The 24050-nt window shown below is 32.9% G+C and carries 23 protein-coding genes and 1 pseudogene; 21 read left to right on the top strand and 3 right to left on the bottom strand.

Annotated elements, in window-relative coordinates; all coding sequences use genetic code 11:
* Window positions 1-385: 385 nt before the first annotated feature.
* The 6 genes from JEM65_RS20205 to JEM65_RS20230 all read left to right on the top strand — a co-directional run bounded on the left by JEM65_RS20205 (window position 386) and on the right by JEM65_RS20230 (window position 6552).
* A complete protein-coding gene (locus JEM65_RS20205; protein ID WP_199603426.1) occupies window positions 386-1111 on the top strand; it encodes a type IV toxin-antitoxin system AbiEi family antitoxin domain-containing protein in 726 nt (241 codons plus the stop codon).
* Window positions 1108-2094 (top strand): nucleotidyl transferase AbiEii/AbiGii toxin family protein, encoded by a 987-nt coding sequence (locus JEM65_RS20210; protein ID WP_199603428.1) that lies wholly within the window; start codon window positions 1108-1110, stop codon window positions 2092-2094. The genes JEM65_RS20205 and JEM65_RS20210 overlap by 4 nt, the downstream gene beginning before the upstream one ends.
* A 491-nt stretch (window positions 2095-2585) precedes the next feature.
* Window positions 2586-3389 (top strand): endonuclease, encoded by an 804-nt coding sequence (locus JEM65_RS20215; RefSeq protein ID WP_199603430.1) that lies wholly within the window; start codon window positions 2586-2588, stop codon window positions 3387-3389.
* Between the two features lie 375 nt (window positions 3390-3764).
* Window positions 3765-4520 (top strand): phospholipase D family protein, encoded by a 756-nt coding sequence (locus JEM65_RS20220; protein WP_199603432.1) that lies wholly within the window; start codon window positions 3765-3767, stop codon window positions 4518-4520.
* 482 nt (window positions 4521-5002) lie between these two features.
* Window positions 5003-5629: a hypothetical protein gene (locus tag JEM65_RS20225; RefSeq protein WP_199603434.1), complete on the top strand. Its 627-nt coding sequence runs from the start codon at window positions 5003-5005 to the stop codon at window positions 5627-5629.
* Window positions 5630-5982: 353 nt separating this feature from the next.
* Complete coding sequence (locus JEM65_RS20230) at window positions 5983-6552, top strand: hypothetical protein (RefSeq protein ID WP_199603436.1); 570 nt, start codon at window positions 5983-5985, stop codon at window positions 6550-6552.
* A gap of 282 nt (window positions 6553-6834) precedes the next feature.
* Here JEM65_RS20230 and JEM65_RS23595 read toward each other — a convergent pair.
* Window positions 6835-7086 (bottom strand): annotated as a pseudogene (locus JEM65_RS23595) (IS91 family transposase); the annotation flags it as partial.
* Window positions 7087-7275: 189 nt separating this feature from the next.
* Between JEM65_RS23595 and JEM65_RS20240 the strand changes: the two are divergent.
* Window positions 7276-8910, top strand: a complete 1635-nt coding sequence (locus JEM65_RS20240; RefSeq protein WP_199603440.1) for a hypothetical protein — start codon at window positions 7276-7278, stop codon at window positions 8908-8910.
* 11 nt (window positions 8911-8921) lie between these two features.
* A complete protein-coding gene (locus JEM65_RS20245; RefSeq protein ID WP_199603441.1) occupies window positions 8922-9881 on the top strand; it encodes a M12 family metallopeptidase in 960 nt (319 codons plus the stop codon).
* 401 nt (window positions 9882-10282) lie between these two features.
* Here the strand turns inward: JEM65_RS20245 and JEM65_RS20250 are convergent, their stop codons facing one another.
* Both JEM65_RS20250 and JEM65_RS20255 read right to left on the bottom strand, forming a co-directional pair.
* The gene (locus JEM65_RS20250) at window positions 10283-11011 is read right to left on the bottom strand and encodes a hypothetical protein (protein ID WP_199603442.1); all 729 of its coding nucleotides are present in this window, start codon (window positions 11009-11011) and stop codon (window positions 10283-10285) included.
* Window positions 11012-11054: 43 nt separating this feature from the next.
* Window positions 11055-11627: a DUF6515 family protein gene (locus tag JEM65_RS20255; protein ID WP_199603443.1), complete on the bottom strand. Its 573-nt coding sequence runs from the start codon at window positions 11625-11627 to the stop codon at window positions 11055-11057.
* A gap of 326 nt (window positions 11628-11953) precedes the next feature.
* Between JEM65_RS20255 and JEM65_RS20260 the strand changes: the two genes are divergently transcribed.
* From JEM65_RS20260 to JEM65_RS20320, 13 genes are all read left to right on the top strand, one after another.
* Complete coding sequence (locus JEM65_RS20260; protein WP_199603444.1) at window positions 11954-13285, top strand: TolC family protein; 1332 nt, start codon at window positions 11954-11956, stop codon at window positions 13283-13285.
* Between the two features lie 11 nt (window positions 13286-13296).
* Window positions 13297-14535: an efflux RND transporter periplasmic adaptor subunit gene (locus JEM65_RS20265; protein ID WP_199603445.1), complete on the top strand. Its 1239-nt coding sequence runs from the start codon at window positions 13297-13299 to the stop codon at window positions 14533-14535.
* A gap of 4 nt (window positions 14536-14539) precedes the next feature.
* Window positions 14540-15283 (top strand): ABC transporter ATP-binding protein, encoded by a 744-nt coding sequence (locus JEM65_RS20270; RefSeq protein ID WP_199603446.1) that lies wholly within the window; start codon window positions 14540-14542, stop codon window positions 15281-15283.
* Window positions 15284-15285: 2 nt separating this feature from the next.
* Window positions 15286-16506: an ABC transporter permease gene (locus JEM65_RS20275; protein WP_199603447.1), complete on the top strand. Its 1221-nt coding sequence runs from the start codon at window positions 15286-15288 to the stop codon at window positions 16504-16506.
* A 247-nt stretch (window positions 16507-16753) separates the two neighbouring features.
* Entirely contained in the window at window positions 16754-17548 is a 795-nt protein-coding gene (locus tag JEM65_RS20280) for a sensor histidine kinase (protein WP_233530758.1), read from the top strand.
* 3 nt (window positions 17549-17551) lie between these two features.
* A complete protein-coding gene (locus tag JEM65_RS20285) occupies window positions 17552-18280 on the top strand; it encodes a LytR/AlgR family response regulator transcription factor (RefSeq protein ID WP_199603449.1) in 729 nt (242 codons plus the stop codon).
* Window positions 18281-18412: 132 nt separating this feature from the next.
* Window positions 18413-18712 carry a hypothetical protein gene (locus JEM65_RS20290; RefSeq protein ID WP_199603451.1) on the top strand — a complete coding sequence of 100 codons (300 nt, stop codon included), beginning with the start codon at window positions 18413-18415 and terminating at the stop codon, window positions 18710-18712.
* Window positions 18713-18951: 239 nt separating this feature from the next.
* Window positions 18952-19239 (top strand): EF-hand domain-containing protein, encoded by a 288-nt coding sequence (locus JEM65_RS20295; protein WP_199603453.1) that lies wholly within the window; start codon window positions 18952-18954, stop codon window positions 19237-19239.
* Window positions 19240-19409: 170 nt separating this feature from the next.
* Entirely contained in the window at window positions 19410-20855 is a 1446-nt protein-coding gene (locus JEM65_RS20300) for a CotH kinase family protein (protein WP_199603455.1), read from the top strand.
* A 97-nt stretch (window positions 20856-20952) separates the two neighbouring features.
* The gene (locus JEM65_RS20305; RefSeq protein ID WP_199603457.1) at window positions 20953-21723 is read left to right on the top strand and encodes a hypothetical protein; all 771 of its coding nucleotides are present in this window, start codon (window positions 20953-20955) and stop codon (window positions 21721-21723) included.
* A gap of 205 nt (window positions 21724-21928) precedes the next feature.
* Window positions 21929-22522, top strand: coding sequence for a DUF6515 family protein (locus tag JEM65_RS20310; protein WP_199603459.1), 594 nt, complete (start codon window positions 21929-21931; stop codon window positions 22520-22522).
* A 642-nt stretch (window positions 22523-23164) separates the two neighbouring features.
* The gene (locus JEM65_RS20315) at window positions 23165-23407 is read left to right on the top strand and encodes a hypothetical protein (RefSeq protein ID WP_306465103.1); all 243 of its coding nucleotides are present in this window, start codon (window positions 23165-23167) and stop codon (window positions 23405-23407) included.
* Window position 23408: 1 nt separating this feature from the next.
* Entirely contained in the window at window positions 23409-23711 is a 303-nt protein-coding gene (locus JEM65_RS20320; RefSeq protein ID WP_199603461.1) for a type II toxin-antitoxin system RelE/ParE family toxin, read from the top strand.
* Window positions 23712-24050 lie beyond the last annotated feature (339 nt).

Genomic DNA, 24050 nt, shown 5'->3' on the forward strand with positions numbered 1-24050 from the left:
CTTATTTGGCCCCCAATTAGTTGGGAGTGCCATTTTAGATTTCAAATTTATACATTTGAGATATGAACTATAAGAAATGGACCTTGGGTGCTTTACAGGAATCGGGTATATTTGAAGAACGACAAACGGAAATGGCATGGGGTATATAGGTGATGTATACGTAACTCCTCGTGTCATATGTTATATATACACATGTTGTGCGTCATCTAAAAAACAACGTTCTGAAAATTAATTTTAATAAAAGAAGGGTGGGTATCTTATCTTTGCTGTGAATTCACAGCAAAGATAAGATACCCAGTGTTACTATCCAAATAAATTATTTTTTTGTCCAGTTTATTACTTAAAAAACTGGACATTTTACTATCTTTGAAATAAATTAAAATCATTGAAAGTAACTGATTACATAAGGAACACAATAGACAGACTGCCTAAAGGGTATGTATTCACCTATGAGGACTTTGATATTGATGTGAAAAAAAAAGAAGCAATTATTAAAGCTCTGAATCGTATGGTTGATTCTGGAAAAATTTCCAAACTAGCTAAAGGGAAATACTTCAAACCTGAAAAAACACCCTTTGGTATTCTTCAACCTAATCAAGAGCAAATAGTAAAAGACTTACTCGATGAAGATGGAAAAACAGTAGGATACCTTACAGGATATAGTATATATAATAGATTAGGATTAACTACACAAGTTAGTAATGTAATACAAATTGGAAAAAATCAAACTCGCCCTAAATTTAAAAGAGAGCGTTATACTATTTCATTCATCAAACAAAAAAATATTATTACTAAAAAGAATATTCCTCTACTACAGATTTTAGACTCTATTAAATACATAAAAAAAATACCCGATACAAACGTAAAAATATCTTGCCTACGGTTTTTAGAAATACTTAAGAAATTGAATTTAGATGATAGAAAAGAATTAATACGACTAGCTTTTAAATATCCGCCATCAACAAGAGCGTTACTAGGAGCATTAATGGATGAATTACAACAAAAAGCTATAACATTAACTTTAAAAGAATCACTTAATCCTATTACCAAATATCAGTTATCAAATGCAAATGAAGTATTAAGTAAATCATCTGACTGGAATATATTATGAAACTTCATCAAGATAAAAAACTATTTAGACAAGCTGTTCAGTTTACATCTGATAAAATGCAAATACCAGCAATATATGTTGAAAAAGATTATTGGGTAACATATGCCCTTTTCAATATATTCAATGATAAAATTGGTAGTGATACTGTTTTCAAAGGAGGTACTGCCCTATCCAAATGCTTTGGTATAATTCAAAGGTTTTCAGAAGATATAGATTTAGTTGTCTTAAGAAGAGAAGGAGAATCTAATAATAAACTTACAAACAAAATAAAAGCGATTAGTAAAGTTGTTAGTGCTGTACTGCCTGAAATAGACATCCCTGGTTTAACACAAAAAATGGGAATGAATCGCAAAACGGCTCATTCTTATAGTAAAGAGTTTCAAGGCGATTATGGTCAAGTTAGAGATGCTATTGTAGTTGAAGCAACTTGGTTAGGATATTTTGAACCATATACAACAAAAAGTTTATGTTCTTTTGTAGGACAAATGATGATTGATAACCAACAGATTGAAATAGCAAATGAAAATAATTTACTTCCTTTTGACGTACTCGTTTTAGAACCAATTAGAACAATTTGCGAAAAAATTATGAGCTTGGTACGCTTCTCTTATAGTGAAAATCCAATTGAAGCTTTGAGAAATAAAATAAGACACGTTTATGATTTAAACCAATTGTTACTAGAAAAAGAATTATTAAATTTCTTTAACACAAAAGAATTTGATGATATGTTATTGAAAGTTGCTCAGGACGATGTTTTAAGTTTTAAAAACAATAATAAGTGGTTGAAAAATCATCCTTCTTCATCTCTAATATTTGATGAGCCTAAAAAAGTTTGGAGTGATTTGAAACCAACATATGAAACTGATTTCAAAAATTTGGTTTATGGTAATTTTCCTGAAGAAAAGGAACTATTAAAAACTTTGGAAATGATTAAAAAGAGATTATTGTCAATTGATTGGAAAATAAAAATAGATGATGAATAAAGACGAACGCACAATAACTAAGAATTCGGCTCGCCGCACCTGTCCCGCCTTAGCGGGGTAGGCCAGAGCTGAATTTTGTGTTGACGCATCCGGTTGGTTTGCCGTCTATGGGTAAAACGTTGGGTTGAGGGAAGGGTATTTGGAGGTTGTGCTGTTTTGGGCGGCCAAGTAGTATAGAACCCTATTGGTCTATAATAGGTTAAGTGCTTTGCTTGTGGTTTGAATTTAGGGTACCTGGTTTTTACCGTTTAATTTAAGTTGGGGCTTATTTGGCCCCCAATTAGTTGGGAGTGCCATTTTAGATTTCAAATTTATACATTTGAGATATGAACTATAAGAAATGAACCTTGGATGCTTTACAGGAATCGGGTACATTTGAGAACGACAAACAGAAATGGCATGGGGTACATAAGTAATATATATGGCACTCTGTGTTATATATACGCATGTTGTGCGTTATGTGACCAAAACCAGTAAACAAGAGAAAATTAATGGCAAAATACCAATTACCTGCTTTAAAAAACGAAACCGAATTTGAAGAATTTATCTGTGATTTATTCAACGAAATCGAAAATACAGAAACCTACACAAATACAGAATTTCAACTTTTCGGAACGAAAGGTCAAAACCAAAAGGGAATTGATATTTTCTCATTGAAAACCAAAAAAGTCATCCAATGTAAATTAAAAAGTTTAAAACGTAAAGACGAATTATTAAGAAAAGAAATAATATCGGATATCGATTCGGATTTGGAAAAAATAAAAAATCTGAATTTTAAATTTGACCGTTTGATTTTCACTTCGACTTTTAGAGATGATGCAAAAATTCAAGAATACGTTTCTGATTTAAGCCAAAAAAGTGATTTTAATATTAATTATTGGGGTTGGGACACAATTTCAAAACACGCAGAAGAAAGTGAAACAATTTTAAAAAAATACTTCCCGAAACTTTTTAAAAAAGCTAAAACTCAAAAAATAGAACTACCCGAAAATTCTCTTGGAAGAGACCTATTGAAAAAGAATTACGCGACTTATTTAATAAAACGTTATGGAGATTGGAAACAAATTGAGTTAGCGAGAAAAAACGAGAAATTTAATTGGGCAAGTTTCAATAAACACATTATTAATAAATATAAAGCATCTGGAATAAATTACATTCATATAAATCATTTTGAGAATTTGGCTGCTTACTTAAAAAGTAGAATTGACAAAACTATTATGGGAAAAACTAGAACAAATAAAGGTCACAGAAATTATTCTACATTTGAGGAACATACAGAAGGAATAACGGAATAAAAACAACGCACAATAACTAAGAATTCGGCTCGCCGATTACTCCCTTCGGTCATGAGTAAGTTGGCCAGAGCTGCATACTGTGTTGACGCATCCGGTTGATTTGCCGTCTATGGGTAAAACGTTAAGTTGAGGGAGGGGTAGTTAGAGATTGCTCTTTTATTTATGTGGTCAATATGCAATGTTGCGCAAAAGGATCTTTTTGAAATTACTTATCCTTTATTTGCAGTTGTTTTGCTACAGGGAAAAAATGAATAAGTGGAACAGAAGTTCCACTTATTAGGGTAATATAGGGTGTAAATGTTTATATTGGTTCCACTTATAACGAGTTGTAAACAATTTGATAAACGAAAATAATAAAAAACAATAAGATATAAAATGGCAAAATTTTTAGATACACAAGGAGTATCATATTTTTTAAAACAGTTAATTGATGATGCGCAGGATAAACTTTATTTAATAAGTCCATATTTACAATTAAATAACCAATTAAAAATTGCATTAGAAGACAGAGCAAAATTCAGACTTGACATTATTATGATTTATGGCAAAGTGGCTGATTTGAACCCAAAGGATAGTGAGTGGTTGGAAAATTTAAATGACATTAAACTACTTTTTCATCAAGACCTTCACGCAAAGTGTTATATCAGCGAAAAAGAAGCTATAGTAACCTCAATGAATCTGTATATGTATTCTCAACAAAACAATGTTGAAATGGGAATATATGTTTCAAAAGATGATGATGCTGAATTATATGAACAAATATCGAAAGAAGTTGATAAAATAAAAAGAGGAAGTGAACACAGAACAATATCTGTTCAAAAAGTAGAAAATCATAAATCTGAATCTTTAAAAGAAAAATCAGAAAAGGTAATCAAAAAAGATAAAATCGAACCTATTAAAAATATTGATTATTCTAAATCTGTTTATAAATCAACAAGTGCTCTTTCTAAAATTCTTGGTGTAAAAAGTGCTGACTTATTTGAAACATTTGAAAAGAAAAGTTGGATAAAGAGAGATGAAAAGACTTGGTTATTAACAAAAAAAGGAGAAGAAATTGGAGGGCAAATGAAAAATAGTAAGTACGGAGAATTTGTGGCTTGGCCGGAGGAAATAATAGAAATATTGAAATAAACTGCTTACAATAACTAAGAACTGTGCTCACCGATAACTCGCTTCGGTCATAAGTAAGTTGGCCAGAGCTGCATACTGTGTTGACGAATCCGGTTGGTTTGCCGTCTATGGGTAAAACGTTGGGTTAAGGGAGGGATGGTTGGAGGTTGTGCTGTTTTGGGCGGCCAAGTAGTATAGAACCCTCTTGTTCTATAACTGGTTAAGTGCTTTGCTTGTGGTTTGAATTTAAGATTTCTGGTTTTTGTCGTTTAGTTTTAAAGTTGGGGCTTATTTGGCCCCCAATTAGTTGGGAGTGCTATTTTAGATTTCAATTTTATACATTTGAGATATGAACTATAAGAAATGGACCTTGGATGCTTTAAGTGAATCGGGTACATTTGAGAACGGCAAACAGAAATGGCATGGGGTGGATAGGGGGTATATATGGCACTCTGTGTTATATATACATAATGTGTGGAATATAAAAAAATCCGTGAGCAAAAATGATTATAGGAATATTCATCGGAGTAATTGTGATTTTAATTGGAGTGATTTTTCTTAAAAAAGGACTAACAAAAGGAACAATGATATCTCTATCTATTATCCTAATCTTAATTTTAAGCGGACTTTATTTTCTAAATATTTTTTTTAGAGCATTTGCGCCACCGAATGTTGCAATTACTGAAAATTATATTTCCACCGATAGAAACTTTATTAATGGAGTAACGATTGAGAAAATTCTCGTCGACTCCATCGGAGATAAAGGATATCCTGTTAAATACACAACCATTTATACAACTTCCTGTAAAATTCAACATCCTAAAAATAAACCTCCAGAACCACCAAGCTTAATAAAATTCAATAAAACCGGAAAATATACTTGGGACGAAGACACAATCAAAATAGATTATATTCACAAAGGTTTATCAAGAACCTCATTAAGCCCAAAAGAGGAATTATGGTGGCTGAAAAAGTTTGGAAATAATCCTACCTGCCCATTAATATTTGAACCTGAACAATGGTATTTTTTTACTATTGGAGACCCTAAAGTAACTGGAATTTTCTTTTATATAGACAAAGGAGGTAAAGAACATCAATATTACCTTGAAAGCGGAGTTTCTCCAATATGAGAGAAAAAATACTGCACACAATAACTAAGAATTCGGCTCGCCGCACCTGTCCCGCCTTAGCGGGGTAGGCCAGAGTTGAATATTGTGTTGACGCATCCGGTTGGTTTTCCTTTATGGGTATAACGTTGTGTTAAGGGAGGAATGGTTGGAGGTTGTGCTGTGATTGATTTGGTCAAGTGTGTACATACGTAGTGGTTACTTATGGAAAAGTATCTTTTTTTATTTTGCTGGCATCATAAAATAAAAAGTGCTTGGGTTAAATTGTATCCCATCCTTAAAAGTAATATGTTTGATAGGAACATATAATAATTATAGGCGCAACTGGTTGCGTGTATACATGTGTTGCCAACAATATGAAAAAAGTGCTCAAATTGAACTTCAGTCTTATAATTTTAGCTTTTGTATTCCTATTAAATTGTAAATCGGAAAAGAGAGCTGAAAACTATATTTCGGAAATAAATCTACCTGAAAATATATCGGACTTCACTTCAAGAATGACCGAAAAAGATACTGTACGAATAACTGCAAATTTGACAATGGAATATTGGGTAAGAATTGACGAATTGATTTTAACCAAAAAAAATAACGAATTAATACTTCAAACAACAATCAAAGAAGACACAACATTTGAGCGAAAATTTCAAATGCGGAAAAACACTCTTGCGGAATTGAATTTAAAAAATAGCAATAACGAATTTGAACAACATTTTCTGACAAATTTTAGACGGACAAAAATTGTCTCAAATGGAGATAACTGGATTTACAGAATAATTAATCAAAAAGATACTCTGAAATTCTACACAGTTGGATTAGGAGACAAAGGTGGTCGCGTGAGGAAATATTATGAATTTATGGATAATTATTATCCGAATGAAAAGGAATTTAAACCGATTGAAGTAATAGAAAATGAAGAAATCGAATAAAATACTGTTGGCAATAACTAAGGATTCGGCTCGCCGATAGGCCAGAGCTGAATACTGTGTTGACGAATCCGGTTGATTTGCCGTCTTATGGGTAAAACGTTAAGTTGAGTGGAGGATACTAGGAGGTTGCACTGGTATTTGTGTGGTCAAAATGTATAGATCTATATTATTGTCTACATTCTTTGCAGTTTTCTATTTGTTATGGTTGAAAATCTCTGGTTTTTATCGTTTAATTTTTACGTCAAGGCATAGCAGAGCCAGTCCGCCTTTGCAGAATAATTTTTAGTTGCTCTTATTCAATTTTCTATTTTTTAGTAAAACGCGCCAATTCTCGGGAGGCCCACGGTCTTTGAACAATAGTATTGTATGCAGTCTTCCCTTTTTACAGAGAGGACACCGGCGGTGCAAAAGTGGCTCTTTTGTTCTGACAGGTTCCACCTTTACCGTAGCCAGTTCTACCTGTAGTTTTGGCAACTTCTCCTTTTTCCAGCTGCTGCTCAAAATGCCATAATGCCGTATCCTGGTAAATCCCTTGTGCACTTATGTATGAGAGTCTAATTTGCATAAGTGTAAATATTTCTTTATTTTTAATCGAATTCTCCTAATTACCAATTCCCAAATTCGGTTTGGATTAATAGTGAAATGTTTGTTGACAGAAACATTTGCCACTTTGCTTATTTGCAAGGCTGGCATTACTATTAACTAATCTAAAACCAAACCAACATGAAATCCATTTCAACAGTAGTGCTTTTATTTTTTACATTGACTCTATGCGGTCAAGAGACAGCCATTTTTGATAAATTACATAGTACACGCATTGACAATGCAGTTTTTGTGCGCTATGATGGTAAATTATTTCACTATAAGAAGAAATTTTCTGATAATGATGCTTCCTTTATTGAGATTTCAAAGAATGGAACCAAAGAATTTCAAATTAGTAATGATGACTCAAATAACTTAAAATTATATTTAGCATTCTATAATCCTCTGCAATACACCATAACTAGTGCTGCTACTGAAATAGATGACAGCAATTATACTGCAATCACAACCTTTATGAATCAGCTACCAAAAGATATGTCATTTATGACCTCTATTACTGATAGTGAGGACAAGGTGGCTTTATCTCTTAGTCAAGTAAAAAACTATGATTCAGTTAAAACAAAAGCTTCAGAAAGGAAATTAATAGAAGAAAGAATTAAAGAAGTTGAAAAAGAGCTTGATAGTACCCCTAATACGTCGGCACTATTGTATGATTGGATAAAAATGTTTAAGGCTTCCATTGACCTCAATAAACTCATTGATCCATTATACTTTGATGCTTTTAAGAAACGAATTAAAATCCTTCAGGGCATTACGGCCATTGAAACTTATGCGTTTAAAAATGTGGGCACCACGATAAATCGTATCTCGGTTAATAAACCAATTAATACATTGGTGTCCGCAGCATTTGAAAAATTATACAAGGCTAAATCAGATGATTTTGAAGGCTTTAAAAAAGAATTGGAAGCTACTACATTAATTCAGAACGATCTTGTTTCTGCAATGGATAAGTCAAAAACCAATTTAGAACAGCTAAAAAAAATGATGGTTGATGATATCGCCTTGCTGGAGGAATTTCTTCACTCAGATAGCACGGCGGTTAAGGATAAGGTGTTCCGAGAACTTACCACAGCAAAGCTTGTAATGATAGATGCCCTAGTGTCTGATAAGGTTTCAAAAAACAACCAAACCGTGGAACAGCTGATTAAACTCAATAAAAAATTGAGTGAATTTATTGAAGGCTTTGAATCGAAAAGTGATGTCAACGGTTATAAGCTATTGAGACAAGACCAATTCGCTTGGAGTTACGAGAAATCCAGAGTATATGAACTGAAAGCCGTTTCACTTGCAGCAGATGGAACTACCATGGCCGATAGCGGTAATACCATAAAAATGAAAGTCCATAAGAGTCAGGGAAGGCTTGCCGTATTTGCTTCTGTTGGCTTGTTCTATACTCCATTTGAATACAAGAACTACGGTTTATCAGATGACTTGGTAGTGGAAACCCAAGGTGATCCTGTCTATTTTAGACCCGCGGCCTACCTCAATTTCCTACTGCGTCCCAAGTATGGAGACATTCTGTATCCTTTGTTTCAGGTTGGTGTTACACAAGGCATTAAAACGCCACTTATTCCTATAGGAATTGGTATTTCTATACGCAACCGATTTTCACTTACGGCAGGGCCCTTATTAGCATTTCAAAATGAACTCGATAAATTGACTGTTGGGAGTACGACAGATGATGCAGGTTTAAAGGATGATTTAATTTCACACATTAGGGTGAGCTGGTATATTTCACTGAATTATAAATTATAAACCTAAAACTTATGAAAACCAATTATAACATACTGCTTTGCGTTGTACTATTAACCAGCGCTTGTAAAGACAATACAGCAGAAAAAATAGAAATTAACGATGAAATAGCAACGGATTCTATAGCTATTAGAAATTTTTGCACACAGATGCCCCTCTATGATATGACTGACGCTTTTCTTTATTCCTTCGAGAAAGAGCAGCAATCTATAAACGGTGGATTTGAGCGTATCAGTACTGAAGATTTTAATGAATGGAAAGAATCTTCACCCTTGGTATCAATTGAATTCAACAAGGTTGACACCCTAAAAGCCCTGTTTGGCAGTCCAATAAAGGAGAATGCACTGGAGTATTTTTATCAAATTGATGCCGCAATAGTTCACAATTCAGTTTGGCCCTATAACCAATTGAAAGTAAAATTTATCAATGGATCGAAGGCACTTCAAGATCGGGTGATGTCTCATGCCGTGGAGTGGGAAAAATGGTGCGCGGTTAAGTTTGAACGTGTGGCCAGTGAAAGTGCAGACATTACGATATCATTTAGTGATGAAGGATTTTGGTCGCATGTGGGGAAACAATCCGTAAATTATTCACCCTCTATGAGTTTAACTGGGATTGAAAATGAAAGTGCCGCTCGTTTTAGGGGGACTGTGTTACACGAGTTTGGTCATGCCCTAGGATTGGTACATGAGCATCAAAACCCGAATAGTGAGTTGGTTTGGAACGAACCCGCAGTTTTTGATTACTATGCCCGCACACAAGGTTGGAATGAAGAAGAGACCTATGAGAATGTCATCTATAGGTATAATTTTGGAGCATATAACCATGAAGATGCCACTAAATTTGATCCGACCTCCGTCATGATATATGAAATACCTTCGTGGATGTTAAAAAATAGCAGTGGTATAGGTTTTAAGGAAAATGATGAGCTGTCAGACTTAGACAAACAACTCATCAAAACCAAGTATTATTAGGTAATTACTCTATATTCCGGTCATAACATACAATTGCAAATCAATTAAAAAAGTATAGAGATCAGTAGTTGACGGCATATAATTTTTTCTGATCGATTTTATCCACTATCCACTATCCACTATCCACCTTCACCATAAAAGTAATATGTTTGATAGGAACATAAAATAAATATAGGCGCAACTTGTTGCGTGTATATATGTGTTGTGCATAATGCGGAAAATCCAGCAAATAATAAAAATTAGAACTAAAAAACCCAACGCGCAAAACAGCACATTCATTTTTTCCCTACGCCAAATATCAACGCTAAAAAATAAAAGAGCTGTTTTTTTTCCAACGCTCGAATGATTATAATAACAAATAAAAGTACTTCTATACTTATATCTTTATAATGTGTATTTGTTTATTTGACATCAAACCAAAAATCAATAGTTGCCCTTTCTGTTGTTGGACTTGATTGTTGTTCATTTTGGCCTCTCGCTCCGCCACGTCCACCGCCGCTACCATTTCCTCTGCCACCACCACCACTTCTCATTCCTTGGTTTTGACCTTGCGCTCTTTCTTTCTTAACTGCATCTTCCATTTTATTGGCAACAACGCCTATGGATAGTTTAGAAAAATCACTGTTTTCTTGGGAAGCTATTTTAGCTTTTGGGATTTTGATTGAAAATTCAAATAATTGACTCGAAGCTGTATAGTAGTTTGCAATTGCAATATCTAACGTATTTAAGTCTTTATTAAACGCTTGCTTTTCTTCAAAGGAACCATATTCTGCTTCTGCAGGTAATTTTTCAATCATACTATTCAAGTCAATAGTGTTGTCATCAATATTTCCAAGTGAACCTTGCTGAAAAGGTCTTGATTCATTACTATAGGGGTATTTTACAAACACATCCTTTTTTTCTTTTCCCTTAATGTCATAATAAACGGTAAGACCATTTCTAATGATGGACATTGCCGTCTTTTTATCTGTAGTACTTATGTTTAAAAAAACATAACTGCCATCTTGTGAAACTTTATATAAAACGTTTTCATTTGATACTTGGGTCGTATCTGACGGAAAACTATTTTTATTTGATGCGAAAGATGAAAGACTTGAAAGTGTTAAGAGTACAATTAATAAATGTTTCATTTTTTATAATTATTTAAGTGTTAGAATTTAGTTTTTAAGTGTTTTATTGTTCAATGAAGCCTATCACTTCATAAGCCCTAGCTCCATCTATCTGGATTTTTTCATAAAGTACGTTGTCAAACTCATAATATGAACTGCCATCTACTTCAACCCGCTCATATTCATCGGGAAGTTCATAAATTATGGTGCCGATTTCTGGTTCAACTACTTCGTAGCCATCATCAACATTGTTATAAAAAATACCGTTGAACCAAAAGTAATTTCTATTTGGATGCTTTATTTTAATATATCCAACAGGCAAGGTTTTTATTCTAAAACCAATTTTTGGGGCTATTACAATATAACTTCCTCCAGAGTACGTGTAAAATCTATTATTGGAATAGTAGTAGTTAATTCCTTTGTGCTTTATTATGGTTCTATTAGATAATGTTCTTACTGCTACAACTTTTCTTTTGGGTTTTTTATAGATTACTGTTTTACTAGGAACCCGTTGGTTATTTTTTTTAACGATTACTGTCTTTTTAAAATTGCTTGAATTCTGCGCATACATATGTTCATTCCCTGTAATGAAGAACATCCATACTAATAGAAATGAAAGCTTGATAAGATTTTTCATAATACCTTTTCTTATGATTTAAAGACTATTCAACGTTAGAATGGTTTAATACATTTTGAAAAATTTAACAATTAAAGCTTGATTAAATTGAATAGTGTACATCTTTATTCAGAATCGTTTTCACTTTAAAATGATTCAAAATTTCCATTCATAAAGATTCAGATAAATGAAGAAAAGACTTCAAAATAGCTTCCAGCCCACAAAATCATAAAAATCCCGTCGATAAAAACAGCCGTTCTGTAGAGACATTTGTACCCAACATCTATTACAGTTTAATAAAGTAGCATTTAGTTTCACATTTGTAGTGTAATTAAAAACACACAAAAATGAAATTATACATCATCATAGCGAGCTTTTTAACTGTGCAGTTTTCTTTTGCGCAAGAAGTGTCTAACACTCCAGTAGCAAAAATATGGTCATTAGAAGAAAGTATTACCTACGCTTTAGAAAACAACATTACCGTTAAGGATGCATTATTAAATACCAATATTGCAGAAGTAAATTATGATAAAGCAAAATCTTCCAGACTGCCAAACTTATTTGGTAGTGCTTCTCAAAATTTTTCTAACGGAAATTCTATTGACCCAATTACAAGTGATTTTGTGTCAGACCAAATCTATAGCACCAATGTGGGCATCAATAGTTCGATGACCTTGTTTCAAGGCAATCAAATCAACAACGATATAAAACAACGTGAATTACTTTTGGAACAAAGTTCTTATATCGAAGAAATAGCCAAGAACGACATTGTTGTCGGCATTTTAGAAACCTATTTGCAAAGCCTATTTAGTAAAGAAAGTATTGGTATCGCCGAAAACAATCTTTCAGCTTCAGAAAAAGAAGTATTGCGTGCCAAAGCTCGTTTGGATGCAGGAGAAATTGCTTTGAACGACTACACCGAAGCGCAAAGTCAAGCAGCTTCTAATAAGTACAATGTAATTGCTGCAAAAAACAATTACCAACAAAACATCATTGCACTAAAACAATTGCTGGAATTGCCTCCTACACAAGAGATGGAGATTGAAACCATTGATGAAAATATGGATTTAATCAATTTGGAACTTGACAAAATGCTTATTTATAATAATGCATTAGGCTATCTCCCAGAGATGAAAGCGAGTTCTTTAAATATCGCTGTCAATGAAAAAGAACTGGACATCGCGAAAGGAGCTTACTTGCCCACATTATCGCTATTAGGAAGTATGGGTACTGGTTATACAAGTATTAATGACAATACATTTTCAGACCAGTTCAATGTCAATTTCAATCAAAAAATAGGACTGTCGTTAAACATTCCAATCTTTAATAGAAACCAGACCAAAGCGGCTGTAAGCACAGCAACTATAAACATTGAAAAAGCTGAAATACAGAAGCAAAATTCTGAAAAAGAAATCTATAGGAAAGTAGAAACCGCTTACCAAAATGCGCTATCAACACAAGAGCAGGTCATTGCGGCAGAAGCTTCAAAAGAAGCAGCAGAACAATCCTTTCAACTTGCACAAAAGCGGTATGAATTGGGCGCTTTAAGTACCACAGATTTAGTGATTAGCCAAAACACATTTACCAACGCACAACAAAATTATTTGCAAGCCAAATACTTAAATATTTTATACCATCAATTATTACAATTTTATCAAGGAAACGACATTAAACTTTAATCAACAATACCATGAAAAACAAGAAATTAATAATAGGAAGTATAGTTTTAATCGCTATTGCTATTGCTGCATTCATTTTTATAAAAGGCGACGATACCATAGTTATTGAAGCAAAAACAGTCGCAGCAAAAAAAGGGAACGTAACCACTATGGTTACAGCTACAGGAACCATTGAACCTATAACCCAAGTAGAGGTTGGAACACAAGTTTCTGGTGTAGTCGAAAAAATATTTGTTGATTATAACAGTGAAGTTAAAGAAGGACAATTAATTGCCGAATTAGACAAAACTAATCTGTTAGCTACATTATCGCAGGCACAAGCTGTTTATGATAATGCTGTAAATCAAAAAAACTACGCCAAAACTATTTATGACCGTCAAAAATCCTTGTACGACAGTCAAGTGATTAGCAAGTCTGATTTTGATGATGCAAACTTCAATTATGAAACTGCAAAAAGCACAGTGACTCAACGTTTGTCTGATTTACAAAAAGCGAGAACCAATTTAAGTTATGCCGATATCTATTCGCCAATTGATGGTGTGGTATTATCGAGAGCCATTGACGAAGGTCAAACTGTAGCCGCAAGTTTAAGTACACCAACCTTGTTTACAATTGCTCAAGACTTAAAAGAAATGCAGGTAGAAGCTGATGTTGATGAAGCAGACATAGGAGAGGTAAAAGAAGGGCAACGTGTTAGTTTTACTGTTGATGCTTATTTAGGTGAAGAATTTGAAGGCGTTGTTACACAAGTACGATTAAACCCAACGGTAACCTCAAATGTGGTAACCTATACGGTAGTGATTAAAGCAGATAACCCAGATTTAAAATTAAAACCAGGCTTAACAGCAATCATTTCAATTTATACTTTGGAGTTAAATAATGTATTAACTGCCGAAGCCAAAGCCATTAACTTTAAACCAACACGTCTAGAGTTAACAGCGTATAACGAACAACAAAATCTTACGGCACAACAAACAAATGAAAGATCAACAGAAAGATCAACAGAAAGACCAACAAATAAAGAGAATGGTAGCGTTGTTTGGGTTTACAGTAGCAATGGAGAAATAAAATCTCAAAAAGTCACTTTGGGAGCAAGTGATGGCGTTAACGTTCAAATTTTAGAAGGTATTTCTGAAGGTGACAAATTAGTGTACAGTTTAGAAGGCGTAAGTGCTTCAGAAACAAAAACAACAGATAAAAGCGAAAGTCCATTTATGCCAACAACAACAAGAGGTGGAGGAAAAAGATAATACTATGAGCAAAGCAATTATAAAAATAGAAGATTTAAAACGCGAATTTACCATGGGATCCGAAACGGTACGCGCGTTAAAAGGTATTTCGTTTGATATAAAAGAAGGCGAGTTTGTAACCATTATGGGTTCTTCAGGTTCTGGAAAAAGTACGATGTTGAATATTTTGGGTTGTTTAGACCAACCTACATCTGGCAACTATGAAATTGATGGTGTTAAGGTCAAAGACCTTACTAAAAATCAATTGGCAACCATACGTAATGAAAAAATCGGATTTATTTTTCAATCCTATAATTTATTGGCAAGAACATCTGCTATCGAAAATGTAGAATTACCGCTATTATATAATAGTAAAGTTTCCACAGAAGAACGCAGAAAACGTGCTATTGAAGCTTTGCAAAAAGTAGGCTTGGGCGAAAGATTAGACCATACACCTTCGCAACTTTCTGGAGGGCAACAACAACGTGTTGCCATTGCACGGTCATTAGTTAATAATCCTGTTATGTTACTTGCCGATGAAGCAACAGGAAACTTGGACACACGAACTGCCTATGAAATTATGTCCATTTTTCAAGAGTTAAACGAACAAGGTATTACTATCGCTTTTGTAACGCACGAAGAAGATATTGCAACATTTAGTAGTAGAACCATTGTTTTAAAAGATGGAAATATCATTCAAGATTACAAAAATGAAAATGTACAATCGGCAAAAGAAGAGTTAGCAAAATTACCTAAACAAGACGATTAATTATGAGAATATTAAATTTATTTAAAATCGCTTTTAAAGCCATCGTTCTTAATAAAATGAGAACTTTACTAACTATGTTAGGCATCATTATAGGTGTGGCATCGGTAATTGCAATGCTCGCTATTGGTGAAGGCTCTAAAGAAAGTATTCGCGAAAACATTTCAAGTATGGGCTCTAATATTATTACTATTAGACCTGCTTCTGCTTCAAGTAGTGGTGTTCGCGCAAGTGGAGATGAGATGCAAACACTTACCCTTAAAGATTATGAAGCCGTTAAAGATCAAGCCACCTTTTTAAGTTATGCAACACCATTGGTTACTGGTAAAGGACAAGTTATAAATGGTTCTAACAACTGGCCATCAAATATATATGGCGTAAATCCAGATTATCTCAAAATTAAAGTAGTTGATTTGCAAAGCGGCAGTATGTTTACAGATGCCGAAGTAAAAACGGCTTCTAAAGTGGCACTTATTGGGCAAACGGTCGTGGACAATGTGTTTCCTGATGGGCAAGATCCTATTGGACAGATGATTCGTTTTAATAATATTCCATTTACAGTGATTGGCGTATTAGAAGTAAAAGGAGAAAACACCTTTGGTCAAGACCAAGATGATGTGGTTATTGCACCATATACAACGGTACAAAAACGTATTTTGGCTATTGATTATATCAATCAAATTATGGCTTCGGCAGTAAGTGAAGACGATGCGCCAAATGCTGTTACTGAAGTCTCAGAAATTATGAGACTTCAACATCAAATATCTAATCCAAATAATGACGATTTTAGTGTACAGTCTATGGAAGAGCTTATTTCTACATTTAGTTCTACCAGCGAGATGTTAACCGTTTTATTAGTTGCAGTAGCCAGTATATCTCTGTTAATTGGTGGTATTGGTATTATGAATATTATGTATGTGTCTGTAAAAGAACGTACAAAAGAGATAGGTCTTAGAATGGCTGTTGGAGCAAAAGGAGCTGATATTTTAATGCAATTTTTAATAGAAGCTATTTTAATAAGTGTAACAGGTGGTGCTTTAGGCGTACTTTTAGGACTCACTTCTACGGTATTTATTGAGAAATTCTTAAATTGGCCTACAAGTGTGGCAATGTACTCAATTGTAATTTCCTTTGCTGTCTGTGCTATAACAGGAATCTTCTTTGGCTGGTATCCTGCAAGAAAAGCATCAGCTTTAGACCCTATTACTGCATTGCGTTATGAATAAATTAATAATGGAAAAAAACAGAAAAATAACCCTCTTTTCGCACCTTATTGTTTGGTTTACCTTATTTAGTATTCCTTATGTGCTATCTTATGGTCTAGAAGAAGAAATTAATAGAGTTATCTCTCGTTTTTGGATTCCCTTATTTTTTTATGCCATTCTTTTTTACACCAATTATTTTGTATTAATAGACAGGTTTCTTTTTAAGAATCAAACCATTAAATACATCCTAATAAATGGTGTTATTATTATGGTGTTTTTAACATTAAAATCGCAAATTGATACACTTTTTTTTACTGATATAATTAGAAAGTCATCAAGCAATACTAGTGTTGGACCACCATTTAAAATGATTATTTATGTGCAAATGCTATCTTATTTAGCTCCTGTACTTTTTTCAGCTGCCATTAAAACCACTAAGCGATTAATTAAAACAGAAGCACAACGTAAGGAAGCGACGAATTTTAAACTGGAATCAGAATTACAACATTTGCATTACCAGCTGCAACCGCATTTCTTTTTCAATTCGCTCAATAATATTTATTCCATGGTAGATATTTCGCCAGAGCAGGCAAAAAAATCAATTCATAGTTTAAGTAAATTAATGCGATATATGCTTTACGAAACCAATATGGATTTGGTGCCACTTTCAAAAGAAATCGATTTTATTAAAAAATATATCGACCTGATGAAGTTAAGAGTTTCGGATAAAACCGAAGTTAGCTATAATTTTCCTGAAGAAGAAACTGGTATTAAAATAGCACCATTGTTATTTATTTCATTAATTGAAAACGCATTTAAGCATGGTGTGTCTGCAACTAAAGAAAGTTATATTAATATTTCTATGACATCAAATGAAAAAACAGTTCAATTTGCCATTGAAAACGATAATTTTCCTAAAAAAACCGACGATAAAAGTGGTTCTGGAATTGGTTTACAAAATTTAGAAAAACGATTAGAATTGCTTTATCCAAATAAACACAGTTTTAATACGAGTGTAAAGGATAATAATTTTTTAATAGATTTAAAAATAGAAACAGCTTAATTTATGAGTAACTTAAAAATAACTTGTGTTATTGTAGATGATGAGCCAATGGCTTTGAATTTAGTGGAAAGTTATGTCGAAAAAACACCTTTTTTAGAGCTTAAAAATAAATGCAGCAGCGCCATTGAAGCGATGGAATTTTTAAAAACGAATCCAGTGGATGTATTGTTTTTAGATATCCAAATGCCCGATTTATCAGGCATTGAATTTTCTAAAATGCTTCCAAAGGAAACAAGAGTTATTTTCACCACAGCTTTTGACCAATATGCCTTGGAAGGCTTTAAAGTTGATGCCTTAGACTACCTTTTAAAACCATTTGATTATGCAGAGTTTTTAGCAGCAGCCAACAAAGCGAGTACCTGGTTTTCGTTAGTAGAAGGCAAAAAAGAGGCAGTTGTTTCCAAAGAAAAAGAATTTCTTTTCGTAAAATCCGAATACAAACAACTTCGTATCAAATTATCGGATGTACTTTATTTCGAGGGACTAAAAGATTACATTAAAATATGGCTAAAAGATAATCCCAAACCTATTTTAACGTTGATGAGTTTAAAATCATTAGAAGAAGAATTGCCTGAAACTCAATTTTTGCGAGTGCATCGGTCCTTTATTGTGTCTTTAAAAAATATAGAAGAGATAGAGCGAAGCCAAATTATTATCAATAAACAACGTATTACAGTTTCGGAGCAATACAAGCCTAGGTTTTTAGAATTTATCAATAAAAATTCTTTGTAATATAAGTCAATTAGTCTTCGTCGATAAATTAAATGAATTGATAAGTAAATACACTGTGATTGTCTATCTACTTTTTTAGTGTTGAATTGCTAAAATACATTTGCACCAACATTAAACACAAATAAAAATATTATGAAAAAAGTGACACTATTATTAATAGTAATTGTCACCATGTGTAGCTGCAACAGTGTAAAGAATATGAATACATCTAGCATTTCGGATTCTGCAATATTATTGAGTTCTTTGAGCTCTAATTCTACTGTTCAACAAATCACTAGCTTATTTAGTTTATTGGACACTAATAATGATGAAGTCATTAGCTCAACAGAAGCTATTGGTTCTGTAGCTGATAATTTTGTTGTGTTAGATACAGATAGCAGTACAAGCTTAAATCTTACTGAATTAACAGGGTTATTGAGTTTGTTAAAATAATTACCCCTAGATTAATAGCTGAATGAGGTGTACTATTTATAGTATGCCTTTTTTTTATTTTAAATTCTAAGAATGATTAAAAGTTAATATCTATAAAATAACTGTGTTGGTAGATACAATTTGGGGAAGTGTAGATTTGCTTTTTATGTTACGAATAATACGAATAGATTTAACCTATAATTCTTAATAGCGTTAAGGATAAACAAGAACAAATATTAATTATTTAAGACTTAAAGAAGATGAATAGTAAAAAGATTAAAACAGGAATTGTAATGGGAATGATAACATTCTTATTCGCGTTTAGTGCAAATGCACAATCGTCAAAAAAAGAAAGAGGAGCAAAACCATCAACATTTAGCGAGCTTTTAGAAAAATTAGATGCTAATGAAGACGGTAAAATCTCAAAAGACGAAGTTAAAGGACGTCTAAAAGATAATTTTGATAAAATAGACACCGACGAAGATGGTTTTATTTCGGAAACCGAATATAAAAATGCACCAAAGCCAGAACGTACAAAAAGAGATTAAAAGATAAAGAAAACAAGAATTTAAGTTAGTCCAAAAATTTTTTGAGTTAGTTAGTTTTTGATTGATTGGTTTTTAAAGGCTTCGTGAGCGATTACGAAGTCTTTTTTTAATAAATATTTTAAGAAAAACGATCTATCACAAGCAATCCAAATTAAATAAAAATTAAAAAAATGAATAGGATTAAAACAAGCATAGGTTTATCATTCACAATGCTATTCTTTTTCACATCGGTATTGACTTTTAGTAGTTGTAGTGATGATGACAGTAAGATAACAGAAGAAGAAATTGCAGAAATTGATGATACCGACTTCGAGGCTACAGACTGGACAACAGCAACGCATAGTAATGATGCAGACCCTGATTTTGATGAAGTGTTTGAAGATAATGCCGTAAAAAGATTGGATATCGTAATTACAGAAGCGCGTTGGCAAAGTATGTTAGATGATATGACCAATCTTTATGGAGCCTTCGGTGAAACATCTGGAGGTCCAGGTGGTCCTGGAGGTCCTGGAGGTCCTATTAATGAGATTACTACAGAAGACCCAATTTTTGTACCTGCCAAGGTGTTTTATCAAGATAAAGAATGGTATCGAGTTGGTGTTCGTTTTAAAGGGAATTCAAGTTTACAAACCAGTTGGCGAAATGGGATTTTAAAATTATCATTTAAATTAGATTTTGATGAATTTGAAGATGATTACACACAAATTGACAACCAACGCTTTTATGGTTTCAAAAAATTGAGTCTTAAAAATAATTTTAACGATCAGTCTATGTTACGCGAAAAAGTAGCCACAGATGTGTTTAGAAATGCAGGTTTAGTATCTTCTCACGCCGCTTTTTATACCGTTTATGTAGATCACGGAAATGGTCCAGAATATTTTGGCGTATATACATTAGTTGAAGAAGTTGATGATACAGTTTTAGATGAACAATTTTCTGACGATGATGGTAATTTATACAAACCAGATGGAGACGCTGCAAGTTTTGCGCTAGGCAGTTATAATGAATCTGAATACGTAAAGAAAACAAATGAAGATGAAGCAGATTTCTCAGATGTTGAAAGCCTATTATCCATTTTGCACGATGACTCAAGAACTACAGATCCTGTAGCTTGGAGAACAAATCTCGATGCTGTTTTGGATACAGATGTATTTCTAAAATATTTAGCCGTAAATACCGTCATACAAAACTGGGATACTTATGGTAAAATGACACATAATTATTTTCTATATAATAATCCAGATACCAGTAAATTAACTTGGATTCCTTGGGATAATAACGAAGCCTTAGAAACTGGTAATATGGGTGGTTCATTACCCTTAGATTTTGCTGGACTAAATGCGTCTGAATGGCCTCTAATTGCTTATTTGTATCAAGATTCGGTATTTAAAACGCAATACGATACGTATGTACAAGAAGTTGCAGATGGTGCATTTAATGTAAGCACGATGCAAGCTACTTATGCCACTTACTCGGCATTAGTGCAACCTTATGCCATTGCAGAAATTGAAGGGTATTCATTTTTAAACAATAGTTCAGATTTTCAAAATGCGATAAACGAACTCAATACACACGTTTCAGCACGTGCAACAGCAGTTAGTAATTATTTAGATTAGTTTTTTTAGTTGGTTAGTAGTTAAAGGCTTCATCTGGTAAAAATTATGAAGCCTTTTTTCGTATTAAAAGAAGTTGAATCCTATATAATAGTTGACAATGAAAATATTTAGAAAAATAAGAAGAACCTTAATGGTGTCTGGTAAAACTAAAAGTTATCTCTTGTATGCTTTTGGAGAAATTGTTTTAATTGTCATCGGTATTTTAATTGCCTGGAAAATAAATAACCTTAACGAAATACGAAAAAATAAAATTATAGAATTAAAAATTTATCAAAGTTTAAATGAAGAATTAGATTCTAATTTAAAACTACTTGATTCTTCCATATATAGATACGAGCAAAATATAAAAACCATCAGTAATACCATTCGAAATATTGGTTTACAGCCCGAAGAATTGACCGACCAATTAAAAGAGGATGTTGTTTTAGTGAATTATAAACTAACCCAATTGCACGATGGAGCTATAAATTCTATCAACAGCACCAATAAATTTGAGTTTATGGAAAGTGTTTTATTAAAAGATTTGATTGCATCCTACCCAAACGAGTTAGATAATTTTAAAAGTCAAGAAACAAAGATTGAAAACATTATAACTAATCATTTAAAACCAGAAATAGAAACGCATATCTCTTTGCTCGATATTGTTTCTCATCGCGATATAGGTTTTAAAACAGCTAAAGTTTGGACATTACCCTCTAATTACATCGACCTAATTAACAGCAGAGCCTATCAAAATGCTTTAATAGATAGATTAATACAGACAGAAATACAATTAGCAAATAGTAATAGTTTAAAGCAAAAAACACATAACTTAATATCTAAATTAAATAAAGAATTAGGTAATTATGAGCTTAATACTATTAATTGAATAATGGGGTGTAAGGACTAATTCTATGAATTCATCTTAATTTTATGTGGTTATTTCTATAAAATAGTCGCGTACGTCGATACAATTTAAGCAAGCGTCTATAAGTGTTTTATTACGCTAATAATTCAATTACCATTATACTATCAATAGCAGATGAGGTCTTGGCTATTAAAAGAGGAACTTTAATCATTAAAATCTAAAAATTATGAAAACCTTTATAAAAGCATTCGTTTTACCATCATTGTTTATGATGTTGGTTTCTACACAAGTTTCAGCGCAAACAAAAAAATCTAAAGCGACAACTGTTAAAACGGTAAAAACAACAAGTAAATTTACAACAACAAACAATAGAGTGTCTAGTAATAAGGTGATTTATAAAAAACCAACTAAAAATGTGGTTTCAGTAAGATCAGTGCCAAATAAAACTGTAGTAAAGCATAATGGGCAAAGTTATTACTATTCCAATAATAAGTTTTATACGCAGTCTAGCGGACGTTATATTGTAATTGCACCAAAAGTAGGCTTTAGAATTAAGACTTTGCCTGTAAACTATACACGAATCACATATAACACGCGTAACTATTATAACGCACAAGGAATTTTTTATATTCAAATTAATAATGAATATGAAGTGGTAGATCCTGAGGTTGGAACTATTGTTTACGAACTTCCAGATGATTACGAAAAAGTAACCATAGATGGAAAAACCTACTATGAGTACGCTAACATAATATATGAAAAAGTACAAGTTGATGGTATTCGCGCTTATGAAGTGGTTGGCATTATAGATATGGAATAAAAAATTGATTTGATTGATAGTGATTGAAAAGTGCGTGGTTATTTTATAATTACTCACTTTTCTATTTAATACATTTGAATCTGGTTTTATTATCGCTACTATAATTATTAATGGAAAATTAAACTCTAAAATGATTAAAATCACCAAGAACAAATTAAATTACCGCTAAAATGCAACGATAGAAATGAATATTTAGGAAATGAATATCCAACGCTAAAAGCCATACACATTTGTAATTACTCACGACTTAAAAATTTATTTTAGAGGAGTTCGTGAACTTACGTATCGTACCAGCCAACACTACCCCAAAAATTGCAAAAGAGTATGGCTTGCCAACGCTCAATCCGAACAAAATAACTACATCGGAAAACCAAGCTGAACGTGAAAAGCACTATGCACAATAACTAAGAATTCGGTTGGTTTTTATCGTTTAATTTTTACGTCAAGGCATAGCAGATCCAGTCCGCCTTTGCAGAATAATTTTTAGCTGCTCTTATTCAATTTTCTATCTTTTAGTAAAACGCGCCAATTCTCGGGTGGCCCACGATCATTGAACAGCACAATCGTATTCAGTTTCCCTTTTTACAAACAGCATTTTAAAATCCGTCATTTCAACAAAAATTTAGGTTTAAATCCTTATTTTTGATTATAAAAAAAAATGTGATGAATATTCAAGCTGAAAAAATAGAACTGGTTAAAATGCTTTTGGACACTGAAAATCCAAGAATAATTGAGTCCATTAAAAAAATCTTCATAAAAGAAAAGACATCTGACTTTTGGGATAATTTATCTATTGAGCAACGTAACGAAATTGAAAGAGCCTCACTTGAAATTGAAAATGGAGAAGTAACGGAGTACGATACTTTTATGCAAAAACACAGATAAATTGAGCAGAAAAGTTGTAGTCTCAAAAACAGCCGAAAAGAAATTAGATAAACTTTTCGAGTATTTAATTACAGAATGGTCTGTTAAAGTTAAAACTGACTTCGTTGAAAAATTAGATTCATCGATAGAAATAATTAAAAAACAGCCTGAAATATTTCCTGAATCTAAAAAAGCAAAAGGGTTAAAAAAATGTGTAATCACAAAACAAACGACTTTATTCTATCGCTATAATTCCAAGCGAATTAATATTGTTATGTTATTTGACACACGACAAAACCCGAACAAATTAGATAAAGAAATTTAAAAAAACGAAAGCCAATAACTAGGATTCGGCTCGCCGATTACTCCCTTCGGTCATGAGTAAGTTGGCCAGAGCTGAATTTTGTGTTGACGAATCCGGTTAATTTGCCGTCTATGAGTAAAACGTTGGGTTAAGAGAAAGATATTTGGAAGTTGTGCTGTTTTGGGCGGCCAAGTAGTATAGAACCCTCTTGTTCTATAACTTGTTAAGTGCTTTGCTTGTGGTTTGAATTTAGGATCCCTGGTTTTTGTCGTTTAGTTTTAAAGTTGGGGCTAATGTAGCCCCCAATTAGTTGGGAGTGCTATTTTAGATTTCAAATTGATATATTTGAGATATGAACTA

Source organism: Gelidibacter salicanalis (assembly GCF_016469035.1).
GTDB classification, from domain to species: Bacteria; Bacteroidota; Bacteroidia; order Flavobacteriales; family Flavobacteriaceae; genus Gelidibacter; species Gelidibacter salicanalis_A.